Source organism: Streptomyces spectabilis (genome assembly GCF_008704795.1).
In the GTDB taxonomy this organism is placed as follows: Bacteria; Actinomycetota; Actinomycetes; order Streptomycetales; family Streptomycetaceae; genus Streptomyces; species Streptomyces spectabilis.
Window position 1 is genome coordinate 6,857,046 of sequence record NZ_CP023690.1, and the last position, 15,458, is coordinate 6,872,503.

The following is a 15,458-nucleotide window of genomic DNA, read 5'->3' on the forward strand; positions in this document are numbered from 1 at the left end:
GCCGGACGGGCCGGACCGTGCCGCTTGCGGCACGGTCCGGCCCGTCCGGCGCCTCGGCGTTCCCCGGGGGCTACAGCCAGCCCGCGAACTCCAGGAGCAGCTCCGCGTCCTGGTCGCGGCCCACGCGCAGGGCCCGGACGCCCGACTCCACGGCCCGGAACAGCGTCCACCCGCGCAGCCGCTCCTGCTCCACGTCGAGGGACTCGGCGAGCCGCTTGACGCGCCGCCGCGTCACCGCCGCCCCCGACGGCGTCGCGATCAGGTCCTCGACCCGGTCCCGTACGAGCCGCGCCAGGTCGAAGGCGCACTCGCCGACCACCGGATCGGGCCCCACGGCCAGCCACGGCACCCGCTCGGCCGCGAGCACCTTGCTCTGCCGGAAGGTGCCGTGCAGCAGCCGCTCCTCCGGCGCGTCCGCGAGCAGCTCAGCGCGCGCCGCGAGGGCCGCGTCCACCAGCGGGGTCACGTCCGGGTCCGCGCAGGCCCGCATCGCCTCGGCCTGCCGCTCCGTCCGCTCGGCCACCGTCTCGAACCGGTGCCCCGCGGGCGGCGCCACCCACAGCCGCCGCAGCGTCCCCGCGGCCTCCAGCATGGACTTGGCCTCGGGCAGGGACCGTACGGAGACGTCCCGCTGGAGGCGTTCGAGCAGCAGCACGCCGTCCGGGACCGCGTCGGCGTCGAGCAGCCGCACCGCGCCGAGCCCGCCCCAGTGGGCGAGCGCGGCACGCTCGCCCGCGGGCCGCGAGCGCGGCGGCACCAGCTTCAGGACGGCCGGGGTCCCGTCGGCCCGCCGCACGAGCAGGACGAGGCTGCTGCGCCCGCCGGGCACCTGCACCCGCTCGACGGTCAGGCCGAGCCCGGCGACCGCCTCATCGGCGCGGTCCGGAAGGCCGCGCAGCCAGTCGTCGGTGTCCGCGCCGCCCGGCGTCTCGCCGAGCGCACGGAGGAGGCGCGGCGGCGGTTCGAAAGCCATGCGCGAGGTGTTCCTTTCCCAGCCAGGTCCCAGCTCCGCCGGGGTGCGTGTGCGGTGGCCGGATCACGTCCGCGGGGTCGCGGACGGGTCCCCGGCCCCGCGGGCCCGCTCGGCGAGCCCAGGGAAGGCTACGCTCCCGCCGCGCCACCGCGCCGCCCGGACCGCCGCCTCCCGCAGCGCCTCGGCCGCGGCGGCCCGCCTGGCCCCCTCGGCGGCCCGCACCAGATCGGCGTACACCCCGGCGAGACGCTCCTCAAGGGACGCCGCGAGCCGCACGGCCGCCGCCGCGTCCGGCACCGGGAAGGGCAGCGCGTACGCCGCCGCCGACGGCTCCGGCGAGCCGTCGAGCTCCCGCACCGCGCGGCGCAGCTCGTCGCGGCGCGCCCGGTGCGCGTCGTAGGCCGTGCGGGCCTCGGCCCGGCGCGCGTCCCCGACGCGGCCGCCGACGACGCCGTAGCCGTACACGGCCGCGTGCTCGGCGCGCAGCGCCGCCTGCACCGCCGCCAACTCGTCCTTGCGCGCGCTCACTTGTCGCCCCCCTCGCGGTCGCCCTCGGTGCCCTTCTCCGTCAACAGGTACGCGTGCGCGGCGCCCGCGGCCGCGACCGACGCCAGCAGCCGGGCCAGCTCGCCCGGCGCGTCCAGGAGCTGCTTCCCGCGCCGCCGGGCCAGCTCGCGCTCGGCCGTGGCGAGCAGCCGCAGGGCGTCCTTGGGCCCGCCGGGCACGGGCGGTTCCGGCGCGCGCGTCGCGGAGGCCGGGACCGGCGTCGACCCGCCGTCCGCGAGGACCTCCACGTGCCGGGCCACCTCGTCCCGCAGCGGCCGGAGCCGGCCGGCGAGCGGGGCGTGGGCCGCGATCACGGCGTCGTAGCGGCGCAGCAGCGCGGCGCTGTCGCGGGCCGCGCGGGCGCGCAGCCGCTCGGCGTCGGCCGACCGTCCGTCGCCGTCGCCGGACCCGGTGTCCGAGCAGCCGGTGAGCAGCACCGCACCGGCGGTCCCGGCGAGCAGACTTCTGCGGCGCGGCCCCGGTCGGGACCGCGAGAGGGTGGGATACGACGGCACGGCAGGCGTCCTCGGGAGGCGGGCCGCGAGGGCACGGGGCAGGGGGCCCTCAAGGCGGCGAACGGTGGCGGCGGCACAGAACGGGCCGAGGCCCGGTGATCACCGTACCTTCGCCCCCTCCTCGCACGCGTGACCGGCTCGGTCCCGCACGCGCGTACGGAAGCCCGGGGCGGACGCCCGGCCGGGTGGACGGCAACACCCTCCAGGACCGGATACCCTTTGACCTGACACGCGACGATCCCACAACAGCACACGCGGCCGAGGAGTCACCCGGATGAGCACCACCCAGAGCGAGAGGCTGCGGGAACTGCTGGAACCGCTCGTCAGCTCCCAGGACCTGGATCTCGAAGAGATCGAAGTGGCCTCGGTCGGACGCAAGCGGGTGCTGCGAGTCGTCGTCGACTCCGAGGACGGCGTGGATCTGGACCAGATCGCGGATGTGAGCCGTGCGCTCTCCGCGAAGCTCGACGAGACCGACGCCATGGGCGAGGGGGAGTACACCCTCGAGGTCGGTTCCCCGGGCGCCGAGCGCCCCCTCAAGGAGCAGCGCCACTACGAGCGCGCCGTCGGGCGCCTCGCCCGCATCCAGACCGCCGACGGCGCCGAGCTCGTCGCGCGCATCGTGACGGTGGACGACGAGGGCGTCGACCTGGAGGTCCCCGGCGTGAAGGGGCGCAAGCCCACCGCCCGCAGGCTGACCTTCGGCGAGATCGTCAAGGCGCGTGTGGAAGTCGAGTTCAACCGCAAGGACGACAAGAGCATGAAGGAAGAGGAGGAGGCGTAGCCGTGGACATCGACATGAGTGCCCTGCGGGGCTTGGTACGGGAGAAGGAGATCTCCTTCGACCTGCTGGTCGAGGCGATCGAGTCGGCCCTCCTCATCGCCTACCACCGCACCGACGGCAGCTTCCGTCGCGCACGCGTGAAGCTGGACCGCGAGAGCGGCCACGTGACGGTGTGGGCGACGGAGGACCCGGCGGACCTCGAAGAGGGCCAGGAGCCCAAGGAGTTCGACGACACCCCGTCCGACTTCGGGCGGATCGCCGCCACCACCGCCAAGCAGGTCATCCTGCAGCGGCTGCGCGACGCCGAGGACGACGCGACGCTCGGCGAGTACGCGGGCCGCGAGGGCGACATCGTCACCGGTGTCGTCCAGCAGGGGCGCGACCCGAAGAACGTCATGGTGGACATCGGCAAGCTGGAAGCCATCCTGCCCGCGCAGGAGCAGGTGCCGGGCGAGGACTACCCGCACGGCATGCGTCTGCGCAGCTACGTCGTACGGGTGGCCAAGGGCGTGCGCGGTCCGTCGGTGACGCTCTCGCGCACGCACCCGAACCTGGTCAAGAAGCTGTTCGCCCTCGAGGTCCCCGAGATCGCCGACGGCTCCGTGGAGATCGCCGCCATCGCGCGCGAGGCCGGGCACCGCACCAAGATCGCGGTCCGCTCGACCCGCTCCGGCCTGAACGCCAAGGGCGCCTGCATCGGCCCGATGGGCAGCCGCGTGCGCAACGTGATGGGCGAGCTCAACGGCGAGAAGATCGACATCGTCGACTGGTCGGACGACCCGGGCGAGATGGTCGCCCACGCGCTGTCCCCGGCCCGGGTCAGCAAGGTCGAGATCGTCGACATGGCAGGACGCTCCGCCCGCGTGACGGTGCCGGACTACCAGCTGTCCCTGGCCATCGGCAAGGAGGGCCAGAACGCCCGCCTCGCCGCCCGGCTCACCGGCTGGCGGATCGACATCCGTCCGGACACCGAGCAGCCGGGCCAGGACGCCGAGAGGTGACCGTTCCCGAGGGGGAGTGACGTCGTCCGGAAAACCGGTTGCGCGCACCCCCCTCGTCCTGGTCACGTTACTGATCAAGACAACAACCGTTCGATTTTTGCCCCAAAGGGGTGAGGTCGGTACGGGGAGGTAGACTTAAGCGTGTCTGGCCGGACGCATGCCCGAGCATGCCCTGAGCGCACCTGTGTGGGGTGCCGGGAGCGAGCGGCCAAGAGTGAGCTGCTGCGCATCGTGGCGATCGAGGGCGTTTGCGCCCCCGATCCAAGCGGTACGCTGCCCGGCCGGGGTGCGTATGTACATCCCGCCCTCGTCTGTCTCGACCTCGCGGTCCGCCGCCGGGCGTTCCCACGGGCCTTCCGGCTCCAGGGACCGCTCGACACGGCGGAGCTGCGCGGGCACCTCGAGACAGCCGAGACCGTTGCCGAGCAGGCAACACCGTAAAACGTGCCGCACGGAGCCCCTGTGCGGTCCTGGTACCTCGCGAGTTGGAAGTAGGTCGAGATTGCGATGAGCACTCGATGAGTACGCGATGAGTACGCCCATGAAGTAGCGACGGTCCGGCGGTAACCCGGACCTAAAAGGAGCGAAGTGGCTAAGGTCCGGGTATACGAACTCGCCAAGGAGTTCGGGGTGGAGAGCAAGGTCGTCATGGCCAAGCTCCAAGAACTCGGTGAATTCGTACGTTCGGCGTCCTCGACGATCGAGGCGCCCGTGGTACGCAAACTGACTGACGCATTCCAGCAGGGCAACGGCTCCGGCAAGTCCGGCAAGCCCGCCCCGCGCAAGCCCGCCGCGAAGCCCGCGGCACCCTCCCCCGCGCAGGCCGCCCGTCCGGGTCCGGCCGCGCCCAAGCCCGCGGCGCCCCGACCGGCGCCCGCGGAGAGCGCGGACAAGCCCGCGCCGGCCGCCCCGGCGACCCCGGGTCCGCGTCCGACGCCGGGCCCGAAGCCGCCCGCGCCCAAGCCGGCCCCCGCCGCCCCGGCGGCTCCGGCCCCGGCCGCGCCCGAGTTCACGGCGCCCCCGGCGGCTCCGGCCCCCGCGGCGTCCTCCGGCGCCCCGACCGCGCCGCGCCCCGGCGCCCGTCCCGGTGCCCCGAAGCCCGGTGCCCGTCCGGCGCCCGGCCAGGGTCAGCGCGGCGGCGACCGTCAGGGTGCCCCGCGCCCCGGCGGCCAGGGTGGCGCCCCGCGTCCCGGCGGCCGTCCCGCAGGGCCGCGTCCGGGTAACAACCCCTTCACGTCCGGCGGCTCCACCGGCATGGCGCGCCCGCAGGCGCCCCGTCCGGGCGGTGCCCCGCGTCCGCAGGGCGGTCAGGGCGGCCCCGGCGGCGCCCCGCGCCCGCAGGGCGGCCAGGGCGGTCCCGGCGGCGCTCCGCGTCCGCAGGGCCAGGGCGGTCCCCGCCCGACCCCGGGCGGCATGCCCCGTCCGCAGGCCCCGCGTCCCGGCGGCGGCCCCGCCGGTAACCGTCCGAACCCGGGCATGATGCCGCAGCGTCCCGCCGCGGGCCCGCGTCCCGGCGGTGGCCCCGGTGGTGGCCGCGGTCCCGGCGGCGGTGGCCGTCCGGGCGGCGGTGGCGGCGGCGGTCGTCCCGGCTTCGCCGGTCGTCCGGGTGGTCCCGGTGGCGGCGGCGGCTTCGCCGGTCGTCCCGGTGGTCCCGGTGGCGGCGGCGGTCGTCCGGGTGGTCCCGGTGGCGGCGGCGGTGGCTTCGGCGGCCGTCCCGGCTTCGGTGGTCGTCCGGGTGGTCCCGGTGGCCGTGGTGGCACGCAGGGCGCCTTCGGCCGTCCCGGCGGTCCCGCGCGTCGCGGTCGCAAGTCGAAGCGGCAGAGGCGCCAGGAGTACGAGGCCATGCAGGCCCCGTCGGTCGGCGGCGTGATGCTGCCCCGCGGCAACGGCGAGACCGTTCGCCTGTCGCGCGGTGCCTCCCTCACCGACTTCGCCGAGAAGATCAACGCCAACCCGGCGTCGCTCGTCGCGGTGATGATGAACCTCGGCGAGATGGTCACGGCCACGCAGTCCGTCTCCGACGAGACGCTGCAGCTCCTCGGCGACGAGATGAACTACACGGTTCAGATCGTCAGCCCCGAGGAGGAGGACCGCGAGCTGCTCGAGTCGTTCTCCATCGAGTTCGGTGAGGACGAGGGCGGCGAAGAGGCCCTCATCGCCCGTCCGCCGGTCGTGACCGTCATGGGTCACGTCGACCACGGTAAGACCCGACTCCTCGACGCGATCCGCAAGACCAACGTGGTCGCGGGCGAGGCCGGTGGCATCACCCAGCACATCGGTGCCTACCAGGTCGCGACCCAGGTCAACGGCGAGGACCGCGCGATCACCTTCATCGACACCCCGGGTCACGAGGCGTTCACCGCCATGCGTGCCCGTGGTGCGAAGTCCACCGACATCGCGATCCTCGTGGTCGCGGCCAACGACGGTGTGATGCCCCAGACGATCGAGGCGCTGAACCACGCCAAGGCGGCCGACGTGCCGATCGTGGTCGCGGTCAACAAGATCGACGTCGAGGGCGCCGACCCGACCAAGGTGCGCGGTCAGCTCACCGAGTTCGGTCTGGTGGCCGAGGAGTACGGCGGCGACACGATGTTCGTCGACATCTCCGCCAAGCAGGGTCTCAACATCGACTCCCTGCTCGAGGCCGTGGTCCTGACCGCGGACGCCTCGCTCGACCTGCGGGCCAACCCGGAGCAGGACGCGCAGGGCATCGCGATCGAGGCCCACCTGGACAAGGGCCGCGGCGCCGTCGCGACCGTCCTCGTCCAGCGCGGTACCCTCCGCGTCGGCGACACGATGGTCGCCGGTGACGCCTACGGCCGCGTGCGCGCCATGCTCGACGACAAGGGCGAGAACGTGGAAGAGGCGGGTCCCTCGACCCCGGTCCTCGTCCTCGGTCTCACCAACGTCCCGGGCGCGGGCGACAACTTCCTGGTGGTCGACGAGGACCGTACGGCCCGTCAGATCGCCGAGAAGCGCGCCGCCCGCGAGCGCAACGCCGCGTTCGCCAAGCGCGTCCGCCGCGTCTCGCTCGAGGACCTGGACAAGGTGCTCAAGGCCGGCGAGATCCAGCAGCTCAACCTCATCATCAAGGGTGACGCTTCTGGTTCCGTCGAGGCCCTTGAGTCCTCCCTGCTCCAGCTGGACGTCGGCGAGGAGGTCGACATCCGCGTGCTGCACCGCGGCGTGGGTGCGGTCACCGAGTCGGACATCGACCTGGCCATGGGCTCCGACGCCATCGTCATCGGCTTCAACGTCCGCGCGGCAGGACGTGCCGCGCAGATGGCGGAGCGCGAGGGCGTCGACGTCCGCTACTACTCGGTGATCTACCAGGCCATCGAGGAGATCGAGGCGGCCCTCAAGGGCATGCTCAAGCCGGAGTACGAAGAGGTCGAGCTCGGCACGGCGGAGATCCGCGAGGTCTTCCGCTCGTCCAAGCTGGGCAACATCGCGGGTGTGCTCATCCGCTCCGGCGAGGTCAAGCGGAACACCAAGGCCCGACTGCTGCGCGATGGCAAGGTCATCGCGGAGGAGCTCAACATCGTGGGCCTGCGTCGCTTCAAGGACGACGTCACCGAGATCCGCGAAGGGTTCGAGGGCGGTATCAACCTCGGCAACTTCAACGACATCAAGGTCGACGACGTCATCGCGACGTACGAGATGCGCGAGAAGCCGCGGGCCTAGCGTTCGCAGCGTCGGGGGTTGCCCGGGGTTCCACCCCGGGCGGCCCCCGGCCGCGTTTCGGCGCTCCGCGCCGTCTTTCAGCCCCTCCGGCGTTTGAGGAGCGGGGGTCTGGGGGGCGGAGCCCCCAGGATCGGGAACGGGCAGGGGCGGCGGGGGCGAAATCCCGTCGTACCGGCCCACCCGCTCGTTGTACGGTTCTGGTGACCCTGCCAACCACGGGCGGGGCGCGATCCCGGACCGGCGGGACATCCGGCACACACATGTTTGTGGGGACTCTGTCCTTCGACCTGCTCCTCGGCGACGTACATTCGCTGAAGGAGAAACGCTCCCTCGTCCGGCCCATCGTGGCCGAACTCCAGCGGAAGTACGCGGTGAGCGCGGCCGAGGTCGGCCACCAGGGGCTGCACCGCAGGAGCGAGATCGGCCTGGCGCTGGTCTCCGGGGACGCGGCGCACCTCACCGAGGTACTGGACCGGTGCGAACGGCTCGTCGCCGCCCGGCCCGAAGTGGAGCTGCTGTCGGTACGACGGCGCTTCCACGGTGACGACGACGATTGAACGGCTCGAACGACCAGCGACGAGCACAGCACAGAAGGAGACGGAGCAGTGGCCGACAACGCGCGGGCGAAGAGGCTGGCGGACCTCATCCGAGAGGTGGTGGCCCAGAAGCTGCAGCGCGGGATCAAGGACCCGCGCCTCGGCACGCATGTCACCATCACGGACACCCGGGTCACCGGTGACCTGCGGGAGGCGACCGTCTTCTACACGGTCTACGGCGACGACGAGGAGCGCGCGGCCGCGGCCGCGGGCCTGGAGAGCGCCAAGGGCGTCCTCCGCTCCGAGGTCGGGCGCGCGGCGGGAGTGAAGTTCACGCCGACGCTGACCTTCGTGGCGGACGCGCTGCCCGACAACGCGCGAGCGATCGAGGACCTCCTCGACCGGGCGCGCGCCTCGGACGCGAAGGTCCGCGAGGCCTCCGCGGGCGCCGAGTTCGCCGGTGGGGCGGACCCGTACCGCAAGCCCGAAGAGGACGAGGAGACGGACGGCGACGCCGCCTCATGACCAAGCGCACCACCGACACGCCGGACGGCCTGGTCATCGTCGACAAGCCGTCCGGCTTCACCTCGCACGACGTGGTCGCCAAGATGCGGGGCATCGCCAAGACCCGCCGCGTCGGCCACGCGGGCACCCTCGACCCGATGGCGACGGGCGTCCTGGTGCTCGGCGTCGAGCGCGCCACCAAGCTCCTCGGCCATCTGGCGCTGACGGAGAAGGAGTACCTGGGCACGATCCGGCTCGGCCAGTCCAGCGTCACGGACGACGCCGAGGGCGAGATCACGGCCTCCGCGGACGCCTCCGGCGTCAAGCGGGACGCCATCGACGCGGCCGTCGCCAAGCTCAGCGGCGACATCATGCAGGTGCCGTCGAAGGTCAGCGCCATCAAGATCGACGGCAAGCGCTCGTACAAGCGGGCCCGCGACGGCGAGGACTTCGAGATCCCGGCCCGGCCGGTGACGGTGTCCTCCTTCCAGGTGTACGACATCCGCGACGCGGTCGCCGAGGACGGCACGCCCGTGCTCGACCTGGTCGTGTCCGTGGTCTGCTCGTCCGGCACGTACATCCGGGCGCTCGCCCGGGACCTCGGCGCGGACCTCGGCGTCGGCGGGCACCTCACGGCGCTGCGCCGCACCCGGGTGGGGCCGTACAAGCTGGACTCGGCACGCACCCTCGACCAGCTCCAGGAGGAGCTGACGGTGATGCCGGTGGCGGACGCGGCCGCTGCGGCCTTCCCGCGCTGGGACGTGGACGACAAGCGGGCCCGGCTGCTCACCAACGGCGTGCGGATCGAGATGCCCGAGGAGTACGCGGGCAAGGGGCCCGTGGCCGTCTTCGGCCCGGAGGGGCAGTTCCTGGTCCTGGCCGAGGAGTCGCGCGGCAAGGCGAAGAGCCTCGCTGTGTTCGTCTGAACGGCCGCCGCCCGAGCGTGCCGTGGCACGTTGATTTGAGCGCTGCTCGACTGCGCTCGGCCTGACGGGGCTTGGCCCTTCGTGTTGTGGAGCGGCGCACAGTCGTCCGCCGCTCCACATCCCCCCCAAGGAAGATGTATCCACGCTCGTCCGTGCTTTCACCCCAACGAGCAGGCGCTCGGAGTGAACCACGGGAGCGGAAGGGGGCGCGTTCGGCTCGCGTTCTGTCCCGCTGATCACCGCCGACCTACGGTCGGAGGAACGGGGGTCGGGAAGCGGGGAGGTGCGCGCATGGCGGGACGGGGCCCGCGGGCCCGGGGCGGCGGGGACCGGGCCCGGGGCCGCAGGGGAGCGACGGCCGGACCGGCCGACTGGGGCGCGCCCCAGTGGTCCCTGGTGCGGATCTGCGACCTGGCCGGGCGCCCGCGCGGCGCCGGGTTCGCCGCCGACGAGCTCGGCACCGTGATCACCAGCCACGAGGCCGTCGACGGCCTCGCCCGGATCGTCCTGCACGCGGCGGGCGAGCGCACCTGCGTGGTGGCCGCCGACGCCGTGACGGCCCTTCCCGAGGCCGATCTCGCCCTGGTGCGCACCGAGGGCCTCGGCCTCAAGCCGCTGCCCGTCACCGTGCGCGAGGCCGCGCCGGTGGGCTCGTACGTACGGATCGCCGCGGGCGGCTGGCGGCAGGCACGGGTCCTGGACTCCGTGTCGGTGACGTACGCGGCGACCGACCGCTTCCACGTCCTGGACACCGCCATGGAGCTGGCCATCGGCACGGACGGCGCCGACGCCCTGCGGCTCGGCGGCGGCGCCGCGGGCGGGCCCGTCCTCGACGCCGAGTCCGGCGCGGTGGTCGCCGTCCTCGCCACCGCCCTGCACGCCCCGCATCGCGCCGCCGGGTTCGCGGTGCCGCTGCGCGCCGCTGCCGCCGGGGACCCGAGCGGCCCCCTCGCCGCGCTCCTCGCCCGCAACGAGGCCACCGTGCCCGCGTACGGCCCCGATCTGAACCTCGCGGGCGCCCTGCAGCTGACCGCCACGTCGGTGGGCTCCGACGGGCCGGACGCGCCAGGACCCGAGCCCGTCGAACGGCCGGACACGGCACGGGAGTTCACGGACTTCACCAGCGGCTGCGCACGCGTGCTCGGGCTCGTCGGCGACCCTGGTACCGGGCGGACCACGGAGCTGGCCGCGCTCGCCGCCCGCCGCGCCCGGGGCAGCGCGCCCGCGCCCACCCTGTGGCTGCGCGGCGCCGACCTGCGCGACGCCGACACCTCCGTGTCCGACGCGGTGGCGCGCGCTCTGGAGCGGTCCTGCCGCATCCTCGCCGCGTCGGACGAGGCCCGCCCGGCGGGCGAGGGCCTCGGGGACATCTCCCCGGGCCGGGTCGCACGGCTCGTCCGGGACGCCGGGCGGCCGCTCCTGCTGCTGCTCGACGGGCCCGAGGAGATGCCTCCCGTCCTCGCCCACCGGCTCGCCGAATGGAGCACGGGCACCGCGGGCTGGCTGCGGGACACCGGGGCGCGGCTCGTCGTCGCCTGCCGCGCGGAGTACTGGGAGCGGGCCGGGGCACACTTCCCCGCCGCACTGCTGCACACCCCGTCGGAGGCCGCGCCCGGCCGCCCGGGACCGGGAGCCCTCGGGGACGCGCTGCCCGGCTGCGTACGGCTCGGCGACCTGCCGGAGCCGCAGGCCCGCAGGGCCCGCGCGCGGTACGGCATCCCGGACGAGGCCCTCGCCGCCGCCGACGCCCGGCACCCCCTCGCGCTGCGGCTGCTCTCCGAGGTGCGGGCCGCGCTGCCCGGCGCGCCGCCGGGACGGCCCGGACGCGAGGAGATCCTCGCCGCCCATCTGGACCTGATGAGCCTGCGCGTCGCCGTCCGCCTCGCGGCGGCGAACGGGCTGCGCGGGACGGCCGTGCGGCGGCTCGCCGCGCGGGTGGCGGGCCAGGTCCACGAGGCGGCGCGGCGGTGCCTCGGGCCCGGCCAGGGCGAGCTCGACCGGGCCGCCTTCGAGGAGGTCTTCCCGTGGGGCGCCCTGCCCGGGCACGACGCCTGCACCGGCTGGGCGTCGGCGGTCCTCGCGGAGGGCCTGCTGGTCCCCGCGGGCGCCGGGTACCGCTTCGCGCACGAGGAGGTGGCGGACTGGCTCCAGGGCACCCATCTGGACGTGGAGGGCGCGCTCGCGTCCCTGGTGTACCGCCACGCCGAAGGCCCGGCACCGGCCACCCGCTCCCTGCCGGTGCCCCGGCACCGGATCGGCCCCGTGCTCCAGGCCCTGCTGCTCGTCGAACGCCAGCAGGGGGCGGCGGAGCTGGCCGTGTGCCTGGGCCGACTCGCGGCGGCCCTCGCGGCGCTCGACACGACCGCCGCCCGCCGCGCCGAGCAGCCGGACAGCGCGCAGGACGCCCTCTGGTGGGCCCGGCACCTCCTGGGCGAGGTCCTCCTGCGGATTCCCGACGCCAGCCCCTATCTGGACGTGCTCCGCGCGCTCGCTGAGCGGCGGCAGTTCCCCCCGGCCTTCTGGATGACGCTCCCGCTGCCGGACGCCACCCGCTACGACCTCCTGCGGGCCGTCGTGCCCCACGACGGCCCGCCGGGCACGGCGGGCCGCGTCCTGGACGCCGTGGCCGAGGACCTCGCCGCCGACCCCGGCGCCGTCCAGCGCCATCTGACGCGCTGGTTCACCGACGAGAGCCCGCTGCGGGCCACCCCGGACGCCACCGTCGCCTCCGCCGCGCAGGCCCTGCTGCACACCCACCGGCACCGCGCCATCGACGACCTCACGGAGGCCCTGGCCGACTGCGCGCACACCCGCGCCGACGAACTGCTCGGCGCGCTCGCCGAGGACGAGCCGTCCGCGGTGTGCCGCGCCGTCGACCGCTGGGCCCGCGACGACCGGGCGGCGCGCCGCGTGGCCGCCGTGGTCTGGGGCCTGCGCACGGCCCGGCACGCCACCGCCGACGCCGACCGCACCCTCCTGCGGTACGCGGCCTACGCGCTGCTCGCACGGCCCGGCGACGCCTCCCTGCACGGCGCCGCGCTCGCCCTGCTCGTGCGGGACCCGCAGACCCGCGCGCGGCATCTGCCGACCGCGCTCAAGGCGTTCGCGGCGGGCGACCCGTGGCTGCCGGGAAGCGCCCTCGCGGACGCCCTGACCACCGACCCCGACCTGGTGCTCGCGGCGTTCCGCGCCCGCCTCCACGGCCCCGGCACGGCCCCCCGCGACCTGCTGCGGGACCTCGCGGGAGTGACCCCGCCCGCCCTGGCGCACCGCGTCGCGGCCCTGGTGCGCGAGCACGCCGAGCAGTGCCCGGAGTCCGCCGGCGCCGTGGCCGCGTACGTCGATCTGCTCCTGGAGCGCGGCCCCGGCGTGCGGGCGGTGCTGTTCCCGACGGTCACGGGGCTGCTGCGGACCGGCGCCGTGGAGGTGCGCCGCGCCCTCGCGCCGGTCCTCGCGGCGCCCGGCGGCCAGGCCTCGCGGCCGCTGCGCGCCGAGCTGCTCGACCTGCTGCTCGCCCAGGAGCGGGACCCGGACGTCGTCGAGGCCGTGCTGCGCGCGGTCGCCGGGCGCGGCGGCGACGCCGAGCGGGACCGGCACCTCGTGCAGCGCGCGGGCCTGCTGCTCGGCCGCACGCCGGAGGGCGCGACCCGGTTCGACCGCGCCCTGGTGGACCTGGCGCGGCACGCGCCGGGGTTCGCCGCCCGCCTCGCCCGCTGGATGACGGACGCCCCGCAGGACTGGGCGGCCCTCATCGGCCCGAGCGCCCGCCGTACCGTCGAGGGGGTCGCGGACGCCGTCCCTGTGTCGGTGTGAACTCCCCAAGTCGGCGTGAGCACCACCACCCCGGCCGATGCGAGCGACAACCTGTCGGCATGGCACTCTTAGACCTGCGCAATCGGCAAGGGAACGTACACACGTACGGGACGTACACGGGTTCGGCGAGGAGCGAAGACAGTGCAGCGCTGGCGTGGCTTGGAGGACATTCCCCAGGACTGGGGGCGCAGCGTCGTCACCATTGGTTCCTACGACGGCGTGCACCGCGGTCACCAGCTCATCATCGGCCGCGCGGTGGCCCGCGCGCGCGAGCTCGGCGTGCCCGCCGTGGTCGTCACCTTCGACCCGCACCCCAGCGAGGTCGTGCGCCCGGGCAGCCACCCGCCGCTGCTCGCCCCGCACCACCGGCGCGCCGAGCTGATGGCCGACCTCGGTGTGGACGCCGTGCTCATCCTGCCGTTCACGACCGAGTTCTCGAAGCTGTCGCCCGCCGACTTCGTGGTGAAGGTCCTCGTCGACAAGCTGCACGCCAAGTCCGTCGTCGAAGGCCCCAACTTCCGCTTCGGGCACCGCGCCGCGGGCAACGTGGCGGTCCTCGCCGAACTCGGCGAGACGTACGACTACGACGTCGAGGTCGTCGACCTGTACGTGAGCGGAGAGGCGGGCGGCGGCGAGCCGTTCTCGTCGACGCTCACCCGGCGCCTCATCGCCGAGGGCGACCTCGCGGGCGCCCGCGAGATCCTCGGCCGCCCGCACCGCGTGGAGGGCGTGGTCGTCCGTGGCGCCCAGCGCGGCCGCGAACTCGGCTTCCCCACGGCCAACGTGGAGACGCTCCCGCACACCGCGATCCCCGCCGACGGCGTGTACGCGGGCTGGCTGCACGCCCAGGGCGAGGCCATGCCCGCGGCGATCTCCGTCGGCACGAACCCGCAGTTCGACGGCACGGAGCGCACGGTCGAGGCCTACGCCATCGACCGCGTGGGCCTCGATCTGTACGGGCTGCACGTGGCCGTGGACTTCCTGGCCTTCGTGCGGGGGCAGGCCAAGTTCGAGTCGATCGACGCGCTGCTCGTCGCCATCGGCGACGACGTGAAGCAGGCCCGCGGGCTCATCGAGAGCTACGAGGCCGACCGGGGCTGAGGCCGATCGCCCTTCGGGCTCGTCCTCAATCGCCGGACGGGCTTGAGATCTTGCTCGCCGTCGCCCAGTGGCACGCCACCTGCGAGGCCCCGCCGCCCGAAAGCACCGGCAGGTCACGCGTCCGGCAGTCCCGGGCCACCCCGGCCCGCTCGGCGTCGCCGCTCGCCAGCACCTGGCAGCGCACGTGGAAGCGGCAGCCCGAGGGTACCCGCGAGGGGTCCGGGGGCTCGCCCGTGAGGACCACCGGCTCGCCCCCGGCCTCCGGCAGGACCGACAACAGGGCCTTCGTGTACGGGTGCTGAGGGGCCGTCAGGACCTGCTCGACCGCGCCCGTCTCGACGATCCGGCCCAGGTACATGACGGCCACGCGGTCCGCGATGTTCCAGGCGAGGCCCAGGTCGTGGGTCACCACGAGGGCGGAGAGGCCGAGCTCGTCGCGCAGCCGGAGGAGCAGGGCGAGGATCTCGCCGCGCACGGAGGCGTCGAGGGAGGCCACCGGCTCGTCGGCGACGATGAGTTCGGGCTCCAGGACCAGCGCGCCCGCGATGACCACGCGCTGGCGCTGACCGCCGGACAGCTCGTGCGGATAGCGCAGGAAGAACCGCTCCGGCGGGCGCAGACCCGCCCGTGACAGGGCCTGGGCGACGGCCGCCCGCTCGTCGCCCGGGTACCGGTGGATGCGCAGGCCCTCGGCCACCGCGTCGTACACCGTGTGGCGCGGGTTGAGCGAGCCGCTCGGGTCCTGGAGCACCAGCTGGACGCGCTTGCGATACGCCTTGAGGGCGCGGGACCGGTAGCCGAGCGGCTTGCCGCCGAACGTGACCCGGCCCGACGTGGGCGGCACCAGGCCGAGCAGCGAGCGCGCGAGCGTCGTCTTGCCGCAGCCGGACTCGCCGACGAGCGCGACGATCTCGCCCGGCCGGATGTGCAGGTCCACGCCGTCCACGGCCCGCGCCGGATCCGCGCCGTGCCGCCCGGGGAACGTGATGTGCAGGTCCTCGGCCGCGAGCAGCGGCGCCGCGTCCGCGGGCGGCGCGGCCGACGTGACGGGGGAGTGAGTGGTCATGCGCGTCTC

The 15,458-nt window shown here is 74.7% G+C and carries 13 protein-coding genes; 9 read left to right on the forward strand and 4 right to left on the reverse strand.

Going from position 1 to position 15,458, the window contains the following annotated elements; translation table 11 throughout:
* Positions 1-70: 70 nt before the first annotated feature.
* The 3 genes from CP982_RS30225 to CP982_RS30235 all read right to left on the reverse strand — a co-directional run bounded on the left by CP982_RS30225 (position 71) and on the right by CP982_RS30235 (position 2,034).
* Positions 71-973 (reverse strand): aminoglycoside phosphotransferase family protein, encoded by a 903-nt coding sequence (locus tag CP982_RS30225; RefSeq protein ID WP_150513363.1) that lies wholly within the window; start codon positions 971-973, stop codon positions 71-73.
* 63 nt (positions 974-1,036) lie between these two features.
* The gene (locus CP982_RS30230; RefSeq protein WP_150513364.1) at positions 1,037-1,501 is read right to left on the reverse strand and encodes a DUF4439 domain-containing protein; all 465 of its coding nucleotides are present in this window, start codon (positions 1,499-1,501) and stop codon (positions 1,037-1,039) included.
* Positions 1,498-2,034, reverse strand: coding sequence for a hypothetical protein (locus CP982_RS30235; protein WP_150513365.1), 537 nt, complete (start codon positions 2,032-2,034; stop codon positions 1,498-1,500). Before CP982_RS30235 ends, CP982_RS30230 begins: the two co-directional genes overlap by 4 nt.
* A gap of 274 nt (positions 2,035-2,308) precedes the next feature.
* Between CP982_RS30235 and rimP the strand changes: the two genes are divergently transcribed.
* The 9 genes from rimP (at position 2,309) to CP982_RS30280 (ending at position 14,383) form a co-directional block, all read left to right on the forward strand.
* The gene (gene rimP, locus CP982_RS30240) at positions 2,309-2,818 is read left to right on the forward strand and encodes a ribosome maturation factor RimP (protein WP_144321242.1); all 510 of its coding nucleotides are present in this window, start codon (positions 2,309-2,311) and stop codon (positions 2,816-2,818) included.
* A 2-nt stretch (positions 2,819-2,820) separates the two neighbouring features.
* Positions 2,821-3,819 carry a transcription termination factor NusA gene (nusA, locus tag CP982_RS30245; RefSeq protein ID WP_150513366.1) on the forward strand — a complete coding sequence of 333 codons (999 nt, stop codon included), beginning with the start codon at positions 2,821-2,823 and terminating at the stop codon, positions 3,817-3,819.
* A gap of 141 nt (positions 3,820-3,960) precedes the next feature.
* Complete coding sequence (locus CP982_RS30250) at positions 3,961-4,260, forward strand: YlxR family protein (RefSeq protein WP_150513367.1); 300 nt, start codon at positions 3,961-3,963, stop codon at positions 4,258-4,260.
* A gap of 147 nt (positions 4,261-4,407) precedes the next feature.
* On the forward strand, positions 4,408-7,503 hold the full coding sequence (gene infB / locus CP982_RS30255) for a translation initiation factor IF-2 (protein ID WP_150513368.1): 3,096 nt from the start codon (positions 4,408-4,410) through the stop codon (positions 7,501-7,503).
* A gap of 260 nt (positions 7,504-7,763) precedes the next feature.
* Positions 7,764-8,060: a DUF503 domain-containing protein gene (locus tag CP982_RS30260; protein WP_150515774.1), complete on the forward strand. Its 297-nt coding sequence runs from the start codon at positions 7,764-7,766 to the stop codon at positions 8,058-8,060.
* A gap of 48 nt (positions 8,061-8,108) precedes the next feature.
* Complete coding sequence (rbfA, locus tag CP982_RS30265; RefSeq protein ID WP_030686059.1) at positions 8,109-8,564, forward strand: 30S ribosome-binding factor RbfA; 456 nt, start codon at positions 8,109-8,111, stop codon at positions 8,562-8,564.
* Positions 8,561-9,469, forward strand: a complete 909-nt coding sequence (gene truB / locus CP982_RS30270; protein ID WP_150513369.1) for a tRNA pseudouridine(55) synthase TruB — start codon at positions 8,561-8,563, stop codon at positions 9,467-9,469. Before rbfA ends, truB begins: the two co-directional genes overlap by 4 nt.
* A 291-nt stretch (positions 9,470-9,760) precedes the next feature.
* Positions 9,761-13,282 (forward strand): serine protease, encoded by a 3,522-nt coding sequence (locus CP982_RS30275; RefSeq protein WP_229879759.1) that lies wholly within the window; start codon positions 9,761-9,763, stop codon positions 13,280-13,282.
* A gap of 141 nt (positions 13,283-13,423) precedes the next feature.
* Entirely contained in the window at positions 13,424-14,383 is a 960-nt protein-coding gene (locus CP982_RS30280) for a bifunctional riboflavin kinase/FAD synthetase (protein WP_150513370.1), read from the forward strand.
* Between the two features lie 25 nt (positions 14,384-14,408).
* Here CP982_RS30280 and CP982_RS30285 read toward each other — a convergent pair whose 3' ends face one another.
* Positions 14,409-15,449: an ABC transporter ATP-binding protein gene (locus CP982_RS30285; RefSeq protein ID WP_150513371.1), complete on the reverse strand. Its 1,041-nt coding sequence runs from the start codon at positions 15,447-15,449 to the stop codon at positions 14,409-14,411.
* Between the last annotated feature and the right edge of the window lie 9 nt (positions 15,450-15,458).